At 67.2% G+C, this 13,677-nt stretch carries 12 protein-coding genes; 1 reads left to right on the forward strand and 11 read right to left on the reverse strand.

The features are described from left to right. Window positions 1–15 precede the first annotated feature (15 nt). The 10 genes from ESB00_RS16355 to ESB00_RS16400 form a co-directional block, all read right to left on the reverse strand. Entirely contained in the window at window positions 16–996 is a 981-nt protein-coding gene (locus ESB00_RS16355; protein ID WP_129048860.1) for a TerC/Alx family metal homeostasis membrane protein, read from the reverse strand. Between the two features lie 14 nt (window positions 997–1,010). Further along, window positions 1,011–1,397: an OadG family protein gene (locus tag ESB00_RS16360; RefSeq protein WP_129048861.1), complete on the reverse strand. Its 387-nt coding sequence runs from the start codon at window positions 1,395–1,397 to the stop codon at window positions 1,011–1,013. Beyond that, window positions 1,394–1,615, reverse strand: a complete 222-nt coding sequence (locus tag ESB00_RS16365) for a hypothetical protein (protein ID WP_129048862.1) — start codon at window positions 1,613–1,615, stop codon at window positions 1,394–1,396. The genes ESB00_RS16360 and ESB00_RS16365 overlap by 4 nt, the downstream gene beginning before the upstream one ends. A gap of 21 nt (window positions 1,616–1,636) precedes the next feature. Then, window positions 1,637–2,050: a biotin/lipoyl-containing protein gene (locus tag ESB00_RS16370; RefSeq protein ID WP_129048863.1), complete on the reverse strand. Its 414-nt coding sequence runs from the start codon at window positions 2,048–2,050 to the stop codon at window positions 1,637–1,639. 18 nt (window positions 2,051–2,068) lie between these two features. Further along, a complete protein-coding gene (locus tag ESB00_RS16375) occupies window positions 2,069–3,622 on the reverse strand; it encodes an acyl-CoA carboxylase subunit beta (protein WP_129048864.1) in 1,554 nt (517 codons plus the stop codon). A gap of 12 nt (window positions 3,623–3,634) precedes the next feature. Next, window positions 3,635–4,054 carry a methylmalonyl-CoA epimerase gene (gene mce, locus ESB00_RS16380; RefSeq protein WP_129048865.1) on the reverse strand — a complete coding sequence of 140 codons (420 nt, stop codon included), beginning with the start codon at window positions 4,052–4,054 and terminating at the stop codon, window positions 3,635–3,637. 207 nt (window positions 4,055–4,261) lie between these two features. Beyond that, the gene (gene meaB / locus ESB00_RS16385; RefSeq protein ID WP_129048866.1) at window positions 4,262–5,362 is read right to left on the reverse strand and encodes a methylmalonyl Co-A mutase-associated GTPase MeaB; all 1,101 of its coding nucleotides are present in this window, start codon (window positions 5,360–5,362) and stop codon (window positions 4,262–4,264) included. Window positions 5,363–5,546: 184 nt separating this feature from the next. Next, the gene (scpA, locus tag ESB00_RS16390; RefSeq protein ID WP_129048867.1) at window positions 5,547–7,724 is read right to left on the reverse strand and encodes a methylmalonyl-CoA mutase; all 2,178 of its coding nucleotides are present in this window, start codon (window positions 7,722–7,724) and stop codon (window positions 5,547–5,549) included. Window positions 7,725–7,736: 12 nt separating this feature from the next. Continuing rightward, window positions 7,737–9,875, reverse strand: coding sequence for a methylmalonyl-CoA mutase family protein (locus ESB00_RS16395; RefSeq protein ID WP_164976262.1), 2,139 nt, complete (start codon window positions 9,873–9,875; stop codon window positions 7,737–7,739). Window positions 9,876–9,996: 121 nt separating this feature from the next. Continuing rightward, window positions 9,997–11,517: a pyruvate carboxylase subunit B gene (locus ESB00_RS16400; RefSeq protein ID WP_179954392.1), complete on the reverse strand. Its 1,521-nt coding sequence runs from the start codon at window positions 11,515–11,517 to the stop codon at window positions 9,997–9,999. A gap of 336 nt (window positions 11,518–11,853) precedes the next feature. Between ESB00_RS16400 and ESB00_RS19750 the strand changes: the two genes are divergently transcribed. Further along, window positions 11,854–12,210 (forward strand): hypothetical protein, encoded by a 357-nt coding sequence (locus ESB00_RS19750; protein WP_164976263.1) that lies wholly within the window; start codon window positions 11,854–11,856, stop codon window positions 12,208–12,210. Window positions 12,211–12,590: 380 nt separating this feature from the next. Here the strand turns inward: ESB00_RS19750 and ESB00_RS16410 are convergent, their stop codons facing one another. After that, window positions 12,591–13,607 carry a hypothetical protein gene (locus ESB00_RS16410; RefSeq protein ID WP_129048870.1) on the reverse strand — a complete coding sequence of 339 codons (1,017 nt, stop codon included), beginning with the start codon at window positions 13,605–13,607 and terminating at the stop codon, window positions 12,591–12,593. Window positions 13,608–13,677 lie beyond the last annotated feature (70 nt).

The following is a 13,677-nucleotide window of genomic DNA, read 5'->3' on the forward strand; positions in this document are numbered from 1 at the left end:
GGAAACGGTTGCGGTTCAGAGGGAGGCGGAGTCCGCGGCGGTCCCCGGCGTGCCCGTTGTCCGGTTGTGCCAGACCGAGAGCACGATCGAGACGGCGAGGATGAGGCCGATCACGAGCAGCGAGACGAAGGTGTGGGCCTTGAACCAGTGCTCCACCGGCGCATACATGCCGGCGATCATCTTGGCTCCGATGAACAGCAGGATGAGGCTCACACCGTGCTTGAGAAACTTGAACATCCCCATGATGCCGCGAATGGCGAAGAACAGGGAGTTCAGGCCGAGCACCGCGAACACGTTGGAAGTGAGCACCACGAACGGGTCCTGGCTGATGCCCATGATCGCGGGAATCGAGTCGAGTGCGAACAGCACGTCGGTGCTGCCGATCACCAGGAACACGAGGAACAGCGGCGTCACGCCCCACTTGCCGTCCTTCACCAGCGCCAGCCGGCGCGAGCCGGGTTCCAGCGGATGCACGGGCAGCAGCTTGGAGGCGAGGCGGTGCAGGAGGTTCTTCTCCGGGTGCACCTGTTCGTCCTCGTCGGCCGTGAGCATCTTCCAGGCGGTCCAGACCAGCAGCGCGCCGAACAGGTAGAGCAGCCAGTGGAACTTCATCACCAGCGCGATGCCGAAAAGGATGAAGAGGATGCGCAACGCGATCGAAAGGAAGATACCGAGCTTGATCAGCTTCGGTTGCGCCTCTTCGCCCACGCCCATCAGCGAAAAGATGAGGATGAACACGAACAGGTTGTCCACCGACAGCGAATATTCCGTCAGGTAACCCGCCAGGTAGAGCATCGCGGTCTCGTGCCCGGTGGGATGAAAGAACCACACCGCCACGCCAAACAGCAGCGCAACCGTGATCCACAACCCCGTCCAGCGCAGGGCCGAGCCGACGCCCACCACCGAGTGGCGGTGGGTCACGACAAACAGATCAATCGCCGAGACGACCACGAAGATCGTCCAAAACGAAATCCAAAGCACGGTTATGGGGTTCATGGGAAAGCACGGCGTCAGCGGATTTGGTGGGACTGAAACACCTCACGGCGGCCCTCACGCGACCAGGCCTGGGCGTGGTCGCTGGGTGGCACGACCGCCACGACCCGGGCGTTCGCACCGAAGAGGCAATGCACCGCGGCCGCGATGACCGCGACCTCGTCGCTTGTGGGTCCTGCCGGAACCGGCAGCGAAGGCGCCGCGACCACCGGTTTCGGCGGGACGGCCAGCGCCTCCTTGAGCGCCGCGACCTCGGTGCGGAGGTTGCTCACCGAGGAGGCCAGCCAGGCCACGGCCACGATCAGCAGGCCGAGGAGAACGGTGCCCGTCTCGAGGCCGCCCGCGGCGGGTGCGGCCACGGCTTCGGCGACAGGCAGGACAAAGAATACAGGCAATGGGTTCACAGGGAGGTTATCTTGTCGGAGCCCGCGCCGCGCCGGTCGTCGATGAGCAGCGCCAGCGCGCCCATGCCGGCGTAGGCCACCAGCTGGCCGAGGGCGTCGAGCGCGGTGCGCTCTAGCGGTGACCAGCCGGGCAGGAAGAAACGCGGGAGATCCAGCCCGAAGAACAGGGCGATGCCCATCAGCACAAGGGCGGCCAGGCGGAGGGTCCGTGGTTTCATCGGGCCGGGTGGATTGGAGTTTCAGGCGAGGGTGAGCAGGGCGGCGCCTTCTTCGACGGCTTCGCCGGGTGAGGTATGCACGGCGGCGACCTTGCCGGCGCGCGGGGCATAGACGAAGGTGTTCATCTTCATGGCCTCGAGGGTCACGAGTTGTGCGCCTTCGGCGACAGCGTCGCCGACCTTGACGTCGATGGAGACGACCTTGCCGGCCAGCGGGCTGGGAATGCCGCCGGTACCGGCGGCGGCGGGCGGCGGAGCGGCGGGGGCGGCGGGGGCGGCGGCGGGAGCCACCGGCACGGGCGCGGCGGCCACGGGTGCGGGCGCGGAAGCCGCCACCGGGGCAACCGGCGCGCGGGTCGGCGCGGAGGCATCGTCGAGCATTTCGACGAGCACGTCATAGACTTTGCCATCCACGGTGACGCGGAGTTTTTTCATGGGAAGGTGCGGTTGGGATTAGAGCGGGATATTTCCGTGCTTCTTGGGCGGACGGGTCTCCCGCTTGGAAAGCGTGTTGCGCAGCGCCATCGCCAGCGTCGCGCGGGTCTGCGCGGGCTCGATCACGTCGGTGATGAAGCCCTTGCGGGCCGCCTCGAACGGGGAGGAGAACTTCTCGCGATACATCGCGACCAGCTCGGCCTCCTTCGCCTTCGGGTCGGTGGCGCCGGCGATGTCCCGCTTGAACAGGATCTTCACCGCGCCCTCGGCGCCCATCACCGCGATTTCGGCCGTGGGCCAGGCATAGACCATGTCCGCGCCCATGTCGGCACTGCACATGGCGAGGTAGGCGCCGCCGTAGGCCTTGCGGAGGATGACCGTGAGCTTCGGTGCCGTGGCCGCCGCGTAGGCGAAAAGCATCTTCGCGCCGTGACGGATGATGCCGCCGCGTTCCTGGGCCAGGCCGGGCATGAAGCCGGGAATGTCCACCAGCGTTACGATCGGGATGCTGTAAACGTTGCAGGTGCGGATGAAGCGCGCACCTTTGTCGGAAGAATCGATGTCGAGGGTGCCGGCCTTCACCAGCGGCTGGTTGGCCACGATGCCGCAGACCACACCCTGGATGCGCCCGAAGCCCACCACGAGGTTCTTGGCCCAGTCCTTCTGCACCTCGAGGAAATCACCGCCGTCCACCAGACGGGCGATGACCTTCAGCACATCAAACGGTGCCTTGGGGTCCGCGGGAATGATCTCGTTGAGCTGCGGGTCCGGCGCAAGGTCGAGCGCGGGCGTCAGCTTGTGCGGGGCGTCGGCGATGTTGTTCGACGGGAGGAACGAGAGCAGCTTGCGCGTGAGTTCGAGCGCCTGCGTGTCGTTCTCTGTCGTGAAGTGGATGTTGCCGCTGATCGAGGCGTGCGCCGTGGCGCTGCCGATCTCGTCCATCGTCACGCTCTGGCCGGTCGCCGCCTTGATGACGTCGGGGCCGCAGATGAACATGTTGGCATTCTGTTTCGTCATGATGACGAAGTCCGTGAGCGCCGGACTGTAGGCGGCGCCGCCGGCACAGGGACCGGCGATGACCGACACCTGCGGCACGAGGCCCGAGGCCTGGACGTTGCGGAAGAACACCTGGCCGTAGCCCGAGAGCGAGTCGTCGCCCTCCTGGATGCGTGCGCCGCCGGAGTCGTTGATGCCGATGATCGGCATGCCAGCCTTCATGGCGTAGTCCATGAGGTCGCTAATCTTCTTCGAGTGGATGCGACCGAGCGAGCCGCCGCAGATCGTGAAGTCCTGGCTGAAGGCCGCCGCGGGCCGGCCGTTGACGTAGCCAACGCCCGTCACGACGCCGTCGCCGGGGAAACTCTTGTCGTCGAGACCGAAGCCGTGGCAGTCGTGGTCGGCGTGCATGCCCCACTCCATGAAGGTGTGCGGGTCAAACAGGGCGACGAGGCGCTCGCGCGCTCCGAGCAGCCCCTTGGCGTGGCGGGCTTCGAGCTTGTCGGCGCCCCCGCCGGTGAGGGCGAGGTGCCGGCGCTCGGCCAGCGTTTCCATCAGCGGTGCGGCGATAGGCATGGGGAAAGTCGGTTAGTGGGCGACGGCCTCGGGCTTCAGGGCGCAGAGCTCGGTGAGCACGCCGCGCGTGGATTTTGGATGCAGGAAGGCGACGAGCTTGCCGGCCGCGCCCTCAAAGGGTTTCTCGTGGATCAGGCGCACGCCGGCATCGGCGGCCTGCTTGAGCTGCGCCCCGATGTCATCGGTGCGGAAAGCGACGTGATGAACGCCTTCGCCCTTTTCCGCGAGGAACTTGGCGATCGGGCTCTCGGGCGCCGTGGGTTCGAGGAGCTCCAGATGCACCCCGCCGGCGTCGAAGAACGCCGTGCGCACTTTCTGCGAGGCAACTTCCTCCCGCCCGAGGCAGGTGAGTCCGAGGGCTTTTTCGTAGAGCGGAATCGCCTCGTCGAGCGAGCGGACCGCGATGCCGAGGTGGTCAATGGCTTGGATCATGGTGTGACGGTTTCGACCGGCAACGTGAGTGTATCCGATGCAAGCCGCGTGCTCTCCGCACATCTTGCCAACTCATGCGCACCGCTACTGGCCGCCCGCCAAATCCCGGGCCATTTGGGAAACTTATCGTGCGTGGGTCCCCTGGAGGGCTCAGCTGGAGCTGAGCCTCCACAAGACGAGTTCGGAGCACCGCCCCGATTTCGCTCCTCACTTCTTCGCGATCTTCGCCAGCAAGCGCCGCGCTCCGGCCGTGGGTGAAAGCGAACCCGCCGCCACCCGGCGCACCACTTCCGCCTGCTCGGCTCGCACCGCCGGATCGGCGAGCATCAGCTCCTTCAGCCCTTCCTCGATCTGTGTCTGCAGCCACGTCAACTGCTGCGTGCCGCGCCGCACCTCAAAGTCTCCCCTCCCCCGCGCCTGCGCAATGAATTGCTCGACCGTGTCCCACACGGCGCCCACGCCCTCTCCGGTTTGCGCAGAACAGGCCAGCACCGGCGGCTGCCATGCCCCCTCCTTGCCCGCAAGGTACTGCAGCGCCCGGGTAAATTCCAGCCGCGCCGCCTCGGCGCGCGCGCGGTTGTCTCCGTCGGCCTTGTTCACCACCAGCAGGTCCGCGAGTTCAATGATGCCCTTCTTCATGCCCTGCAGCTCATCGCCCGCCCCGGCGATCAGGAGCACGAGAAAACAGTCCACCATGTCGCGCACGAGCACCTCGCTCTGCCCCACCCCGACGGTCTCCACCAACACGGTGTCGAAGCCCGCCGCCTCGCACAGCGCAATCGTCTCGCGCGTCCGTCGGGCCACGCCCCCGAGTTCGCAGCCGCTCGGCGAGGGCCGGATGAACGCCGCCGGATGACGCGACAGCCGCTCCATGCGCGTTTTGTCGCCGAGGATGCTGCCGCCTGTCACCGGACTGCTCGGATCCACGCTCAGCACGGCCACCTGCCAGCCGTCTTCACATAGTTGCAGGCCGAGCGCCTCGATGAATGTGCTTTTCCCTGCGCCCGGCACGCCGGTGATGCCGATGCGCAGCGCGGCGCCGGCCCGGTCGTTGACCAACGCGAGCAACTCTTCCGCCGCCTCCCGGTGCGCGGCCGAGCGGCTTTCCACGAGAGTGATGCCACGAGCGAGTGCCACCCGATCCCCGGCCAGAATGCGCTTGGCCAGTTCCGCCAGGCCTATCTCCGGCGCGGCCACCTTCACGCGCGCGACCGAGGCTCCGGCGGGAGTGCCTGGCACGATCCGCGTGGCGAAGCCCTCGCCGCCCTCCGGCGGCACCCAGTCGGGTTGGTAGGAATCAGGTTTCACCGCGAAATTTCCTCGGCGTTACGGTTTTTCCTGTAGCTGCGCTTGAATTCCGGCTGGGCGGGATGAAAGCGTGGCTGAATCCCGACCGCGTGGTCGCGACGCTCCAACGCGGCCACCCCCCGGCCGAGCGGAAGCTTGGCCCTCCAGGACCGGCGGTCCTGTGCGTGGAGAACATCATCGCGACTCAGGTCACCGGGGCCACGCCGAGTCTTTCCAGCACCTGCGCGGCCGATTGGGGAATGGGCGTGCCGGGACCGAAGACGGCCGCGGCGCCGTTATCCTGCAGGAACGCGTAGTCCTGCGCGGGAATGACACCGCCGCACACGACGAGGATGTCGCCGCGGCCCTGTTTCTCCAGCTCGCCCACGAGCTGCGGGAGCAGCGTCTTGTGGCCGGCGGCCAGCGAACTCATGGCGACCACATGCACATCGTTCTCGACCGCCATGCGGGCCGCCTCCTCGGGCGTTTGGAAGAGCGGGCCGATGTCCACGTCGAAACCCATGTCGGCCATGGCGGTGGCGACGACCTTGGCGCCGCGGTCGTGACCGTCCTGACCGAGCTTGGCGATGAGGATGCGCGGGCGCCGGCCCTCGCGTTCGGCAAAGGCATCGGTCTGGGCACGCACCTTGGCGACGTCGTCGCGGCCGGTGTAGGCCGAACGATAGACCCCTGCCACCGAGCGGATCTGCGCCTGATAACGGCCAAAGTGTTTTTCCAGCGCGTCGGAGATTTCGCCGAGCGTGGCGCGGGCCTTGGCGGCCTCGACACTGAGCGCGAGGAGGTTGCCCTCGCCGGTGCGCGCGCTCTCGGCCAGCGCGTCGAGCGTCTGGCGGACCTTGGCGTTGTCGCGGTTGGCCTTGAGCTGCTGCAGCTGCTTGATCTGTGCCTCGCGCACGGCGGTGTTGTCCACTTCCAGGATTTCCATGGGGGCCTCCTTCTCCAGCTGGTATTTGTTCACGCCGACTATCGTCTCGGCGCCGGAATCGATCTGCGCCTGGCGGCGGGCCGCGGCTTCCTCGATGCGGAGCTTGGGCACGCCGGTTTCGATGGCTTTGGCCATGCCGCCGAGTTTCTCGACCTCCTCGATGTGTGCCCAGGCCTTGTGCGCGAGCTCGTGGGTGAGCCGCTCGACGTAGTAGGAACCGCCCCAGGGATCGACCACGGAGCAGATCCCGCTCTCGGCCTGGAGGAAGAGTTGGGTGTTTCGCGCGATGCGGGCGGAGAAATCCGTCGGCAGCGCGATGGCCTCGTCGAGCGAGTTGGTGTGCAGGCTCTGCGTGTGGCCGAGCACGGCGGCCATGGCCTCGACGCAGGTCCGCGCGACGTTGTTGAACGGGTCCTGCTCGGTGAGCGACCAGCCCGAGGTCTGAGAGTGCGTGCGCAGCGCCATGGACTTCGGGTTCTTCGGGTTGAACTGCTTCACAAGCTTCGCCCACAACAGGCGGCCGGCGCGCATCTTGGCGATCTCCATGAACGGGTTCTTGCCTTGCGCCCAGAAGAACGAGAGGCGCGGCGCGAACTCGTCGATCGCCATCCCGGCTTTCAGGCCGGTGCGCAGGTATTCGAGGCCGTCGGCCAGCGTGTAGGCCAGCTCGAGGTCGGCCGTGGCGCCTGCCTCCTGCATGTGATAGCCGGAGATCGAGATTGAATTGAACTTCGGCATGTTCTTCGACGTGAACGCGAAGATGTCTGCGATGATCCGCATCGAGGGCGTGGGCGGATAGATGTAGGTGTTCCGCACCATGTATTCCTTCAGGATGTCGTTCTGGATCGTCCCGGACAGCTGCTCGAGCTTCGCGCCCTGCTCCAGCGCCGCCACGATGTAGAACGCCAGCACCGGCAGCACCGCGCCGTTCATCGTCATCGAGACGCTGATGCGGTCGAGCGGGATGCCGCTGAAGAGCGCCTGCATGTCGAGCACGCTGTCCACGGCCACGCCGGCCTTGCCCACGTCGCCCACCACGCGCGGGTGGTCGCTGTCGTAGCCGCGGTGCGTGGCGAGATCGAAGGCCACCGACAGGCCCATCTGCCCGGCCGCGAGGTTCCGCTTGTAGAAGGCGTTGGACTCGGTCGCGGTCGAGAACCCCGCGTATTGGCGGATCGTCCACGGCTTCTGCACATACATCGTCGCATAGGGCCCGCGCAGGAAAGGCGCGATGCCCGCCGTGTAGTCGAGGTGCGTCGCGTCGGCGAGGTCGGCCGGCCCATAGACGGGCTTCACGCCGATCTGCTCAAGCGTCTGCCACTCGCCGACAGTATCCGGGCCGCCGTGCGCGCTGCGGGCGAGCTTGCGCCAGGCCGAGGCGCTGCCGGGGGCCGGGACGGTTTCGAAGGGAACCTGGGTGTAGTCGGGGAATTTCATGGTGCGTGGGACTCAGAGGCCGAGTTTGTCCTGGAAGCGGCCGAGCAGTTGCGCGCAGTTGGCGCGGAGGTGGATGAACTCGTCCACGCCGGCGGTGCGGAACTGCTCCTGCAACGCGGGCGTCGCGGGCAGACCGGCGAGCACGACGGTCGGCGGGTTGGGACCGGCCTTCAGTTCGCCGGCGAGCGGCGGCACGAGGGCCGGATAGGTGTCGTCGGTCGAGCAGATCACCACGATGGGCGCGCCGGATTCGCGTGCCGCGGCCGCGGCGGCGGCCGGAGTCTCAAAGCCCTTGTTCGACACGACCTCAAAACCGCCGGCGGCGAAGAACCCGGTGGAGAAGTCGGCGCGGCCGGCGTGCTGCTTGCGCGGGCCGAGGTTGGCGAGAAACACCTTGGGCCGGGCGCCCGTGCGCATAAGATGGGCGTCGGCGCGCTGGCGCAGCCGCTCGAAGGGCTCGGCGCGGCGCCGGATGCGCAGACGCGCGACCGGCGGCTCCTCGACGGCCCCGGCGCGGAGGACCTTGCCCACTTCGCCGAGGGTGGCGCCGCAGCCAAAGGCCTCGATCAGACGCTTCATGACGGTCGCGGGGGTGGCGCCAAGCAGATCGGCCAGGCGGCCCATGACCTCGGCGTCGCGCTCCGGCGCGGTCGCCATGCGATAGGCGCAGACCTGCCGGGCGCGGCGCGAGGCCAGTGCGCCGTAGTCGGGCAACTCGGCGGCAGCGGGCTTCTCCTTGAGGTTCGGGTGGAGGTTCGTGCCGATGATGCCATCGCGACGTGACTCGACCGCGGCGAGGCGCTCGGCGGCAACCTGGTCCACGATGCCCTGGGGGAATCCCGTGCGGATGGCCGCGGCCATCCCGCCGCGCTTCTCCACGTCTTGAAACAGCGCCCAGGCCTTGGCGGCGAGCTGACGCGTGAGTGCCTCGACATACCAGGAGCCGCCGGCGGGATCAACCACGCGGCCCAGCCCGCACTCCTCGGCCAGGATCACCTGGATGTTGCGGGCGAGGCGGCGCGAGAAATCGTCGGGCACGCGGAAACACTCGTCGAAGGGCGCCACATGCAGGCTCTCGCAACCGCCGATGACCGCGGCGAATGCCTCGGTGGTCGTGCGGAGAAGGTTCACGTGGGCGTCGAGCACGGTCTTGTTCCAGAGCGAGGTGCGCGCATGGAAGACCAGCCGGCCGGCCTCGGCCGGAGCGCCGGCGGCGGTGACCGCCCGTTCCCAGAGCAGGCGCGCGGCCCGGAACTTGGCGACCTCCATGAAGAAGTTCGAACCGCTCGAGAACGTGAAGAGGAAGGACGGCGCGGCGCGCCCGGGCAGGATGTGCCGGTCGGTCAGCGCGCGCAGGTAATCCACGCCCGTGGCCAGGCCGAAGGCCAGCTCGTGCACGGCGGAACCGCCGGCGTCGGCCCAGTGGTTGGCGGCGACGCCGACCGTGCGCAGCGGCGAACCGGTGCGCGTGGCCCACTCGGTGAGCACGGCCATGTCGTCGTAAGCGGCCTGCAAGCCCGCGGGCAGCGTGCCGCGGCCGAGCCACTCGGAGAACGGGTCGGCGAGCACACCGCCGCGCAGGTCCGTCGGTTTCTTGCCCTGCTCGATCATCGCCGAGGCGAACATCGCCGTGAGCGGGAGTGCAGAAATGCCGGCGGGCACATGGACGGGCACGGCCGAGAGGTCCACGCCACGCAGCGCGCGGGCGAAATCATCGAGCGTCGCGAGCGACAGCCCGCAGCCGCCGACTTCGCCGGCCCGGGCCTCGTCGGGGTCGAGCCCGAGGCGCGTGGCAATGTCGAGGAGCAGGTTGACGGAATTCTGCCCGCGGTTGAGGTCCTGCAACAGTGCGGCGTTGAACTCCGGCGGCGTGCCATAGGGCAGTTCCTGGCAAATCTGCCAGCCGTGCGCCCGGGCGCCGAGGGCGTCGGCCCCGCGACCATAGGGCGGCAGGCCCGGCCATTCGCCGGCGGCGACGCCGGCATCGGCGCGCGTGTAGATCGGCTGAAGGTCGATGCCCTCGGGGGTGCGCGTCACGAGCTTCTTCTCGAACGGCGCGCCCTCCAGCGATTCCTCCGCGACCTTGCGCCAGTCGGTCGGCGCAGGCGGCGGAAACTCGGCAAAGAGATTCGGCGTGGCGGTGGTTTTCATGGGCAAAGCGGTGGTCGGAGGTGGATCTTCGCGCGGGTCGTAGCCGCGGCGGTCACGCCGCTGGCCAGCCGGCTGACCCCGGCTGCGACCGAACGGGACCCCGAGCTGACATGACCCCGGTTCACGACGCGGTCTCCTCCACGAGCACGTCGTGGCGCTGGCCGTTGACGGTGAGCAGGAAGTGATTGGGCGCACCATTGCGCGCGGCCACGGGGGCGGCGGCGCGGACCGTGGTGGGCACGGTGACGGCGGCAGCCGGGACAGGCTCAGCCGGTTTCGCGGCGGCCGGGGCCGGCGCGACGGCGGGCGCGGGCTTGAGCAGCGCCTCGGTCTCGCGCGGGAACATCGCAAAAAGCACGGCGAGGTCGTCGGTGACGGGCAGGCCCTTGTCGGCGAGTTCCTTCTTCAACGCGGGCAGGCGCGGTGACAGCAGATCGGCGGGACGGACGGTAACGGGCTCCTGCCCGGACTTCTTCGCCGCGAGCGCCCGCAGTTCGGCATCAACCGGACCGGGTGTGCGGCCGTAGCGGCCGAGGGCGACGTCGATGGTGTTCTGCGCGAGGTTGGCCCAGCGGCCGAACTTCACGTTGAGCATCGCCTGCGTGCCGACGATCTGCGAGGTGGGCGTGACCAGCGGAATCCAGCCGAGCGCGGCGCGCACGACCGGAACTTCGGCCATGACCTCGGCGAAGCGTGCCTCCATTTTCATTTCCTTCAGCTGATTCCGGAAATTGGAGAGCATGCCGCCGGGCACCTGGTAGCAGAGCGCGTCGCTGTCCACCCGGTCGTTCACCGGGCTCATGAAGGCGGCGAGTTCCTTCGCCACCTGCTCGAAGTGCGTGCGCAGCGCCGCGAGCGGATCAATCGGGAAATGCGGGGCGCGGGGGTTTCCGGCCAGCATCGCGAGCATCCGCACGGTGTCGGGCTGGCCGGTGCCGTTGGCGAAGGGGGCGATGGAAGTCTCGACGGTGTCCACCCCTGCCTCGATGGCGGCGTAGTAGGAGGCGCCGGCGAGGCCGGCGGTGTCGTGGCTGTGCAGCACGACCGGCAGCGCGTGCCGGGCCTTGATGGCCTTCACGAGGTCGTAGGCGATGCGCGGCGGGATCAGGCCGGCCATGTCCTTGATGCAGATCGAATCCACGCCGAGCTCGACGAGTTCGTCGGCGAAGGCCGCGAGGCGCTCCGGCGTGTGGACCGGGCTCGTCGTGTAGCAGATCGCGCCCTGGGCGTGGCGGCCGGCGGCCTTCACGGCGCGGATGGGCGTGCGGAGGTTGCGCGCGTCGTTGAGCGCGTCGAAGATGCGGAACACGTCGAGCCCGTGCGCCGCGGTGCAGCGCACGAAGGCCTCGACCACGTCGTCGGGGAAGCTCGTGTATTGGACGAGGTTCTGGCCGCGCAGGAGCATCATCTGCGGCGTCTTGGGTGCCGCAGCCTTGAGGCGGTCGAGGCGGGTGAAGGGGTTTTCCTTCAGGAAACGCAGGCAGGAGTCGATCGTCGCCCCGCCCCAGGTTTCCAGGGCGCCGAAGCCGAGTGCATCGAGCGTGGGCGCGGCCGGCAGCATCTGCTCGGTGGTCATGCGGGTGGCCGCCAGCGACTGGTGGCCGTCGCGCAGGACCGTGTTGTTGAAAAGGACGGGTTTCATGGGCAGGGGAAATGGATGGCACGCGCGCCCGCCTCTTTTGCCACACAGCCAGACCCGGCCCTTACCCTGGGAACCACGGAACCGGGTCTGCTCTTTTTTACCTGACTAAGCGGACTGACGCGTGCCATGCCGACAGCATACCCGCCCCCGCCTCCGCCAACTCGCCGCATCTTGCCGGGCACTGCGCACGGGTTGTGAGGGGTGGCTTAGCCCGCCCGCACTCGCGCCAAAAATCTGCATCGTTGCCAAGCGCAGGCGCTTGGGCTTGCGTATCGGCAATGGAGACGGTCGAAAAACCCACGAGACCGAATCACAGTGTTGGGCTTAACATTCTAAATGAAGCTTAGCAAGTTGGCCGTCTGTTCGTTTCTCGCTGGTTCGATGCTTAACCAACCGGGATGCACATCTGTCCTCGTCGGAGCCTCGCTGCGCTGGCAAGAGAATCAGAACAGGGCTGCGCGGCCTCATTTCGATGCGATCATCACAAGCAAAGTGAAAATAGGCGATACACTTTCGCATGCCCTGCAAGTGCTCACCGACGCTGGTCTCACATACTCGATCGACCGCTTCGATCACACGCTGGTTTCACTGTTGAGGACAGGCAAAGGCTGCGGCATTCAGTTTCGTGCGAAGCTCGATGATGGCGACCGCATCACGGATATCAAGGTGCAGGAATTACTCACTGGTCTATGATTCAGTAAGATGGAGGCCAAACTCTGAGGGCCTGCTGTGCCGGAGCGCGCAGCGGGTCCCCGGTTGAACAAGCCCTGTGTCGAGTAAGAGCCCCAAAGGAGGCAATACTTTACCTTTTGCCTCAGTAGCCGAGGCAGGCCTCGCGCAAAGTCCGCTGAGGGCGCAAAGTCAGAGCGGAAACCCTGTCGGGCTTGGCCTCCTTGGCGCGAGGCCTTCCGGAGTGCGACAGCGATCAGAGGTGTCAGCCCTTGGTGCCTTCGTCTCTTTGTGGTGAATACGGCCTGAGTCCGGGGTTAGCGACCCCGGCTACAGCGGGGCAAAGCGCGAGCGTCGGTCTGGTCGTCGCAAGCGACGACCCTACAAGATTCATTGAGCCGGGATTACTTCGTCGCGCCTTCCTCGGGCTGCTTCTCCGCCTCGGGCTGGGTCGTCCAGCCGGCGATGCCGAGGAAGCGCAGGTCCTCGAGGTTCACCTTGTATTGCGGGTAGAGCTTCTGTTCGAGGCCGTCGGTGTTCTGCCCGAAGCGGGAGGAGGAATAGGCGATGAGGGACGCGGCCTTCTCGGCAAAACTGTTGCCCGGCGCCCGCATGCTCATGCGTGTGACCCAGCGGAGCTTGCTGGGCTTGCTGGCGCGGACGGTATGCTTGAAGTCGTAGGCCGAGAGAATGATGTAGTAGCGCGCTTCTTCAATGTCGGCAATGAGGTCGTTGAAGCGGTCGCCGCCGCCGGCGTAGCGCTGCGGTCCGTCGGCCTCGTTGATCTCATCCATGTAGCCGAGCAGGTGCGCGGTGCGGGCGTTGGACTGGTTGCGGGAGCGGTTGAGCATGTCCTGGATGATCATGTTGTTTTCCAGGTAGCTCTCGGCGGCCTGGGCCTCCATGTCCTCGACGGAGCCGGTGAGGTTGGCGTTGCCGGTGGGCGTGGCGCTGGCCGCGTTGGTGCGGGCCTGCTCGGCGAGCTGGCCCTTGGTGGACATGGTGTTCATCGAGCCGATCACGTTGTCGAGGCTGTCGCGGTAGGTGGGATCGCCGAAGGGCATCGTGCGGCCCCAGTTCACGACGAGCAGGAAATCCACCTTCTCGGGATCGGTCGCGGGGTAATAGCCCTGCCGCGCGAGGTGTTGGGCGAGGACGGTGGCGATGGCGACGAACTTGATCTTCTCCTGCGAGTTGTCGCGGATGGTGCCGTCGGTGGGGCCGCCGTTGGTCATGGCATAGTATTCGCGCACCCAGCGGCCCTTCTCGTCCTTCACGCGCCGGTAATCCTTGGCGGTGCGGGCAAACACGGAGGTGAGCACGGAGTTCTCGTCGTCCTCGGCGGCAGGACCGGAACCGGTGAGGAGAAACAGGCTGGCGAACAGGCTCGCCGCCAGGGGGCGCAGGGACGTGGGGTGCATGAGACGGCATCTTGTTGAAATTTCATCCCCGGGCAAGCGGGCGGGCGTTCGCCCAATAGAGCGCGGTTTC

Source organism: Oleiharenicola lentus (assembly GCF_004118375.1).
GTDB lineage: Bacteria > Verrucomicrobiota > Verrucomicrobiia > Opitutales > Opitutaceae > Lacunisphaera > Lacunisphaera lenta.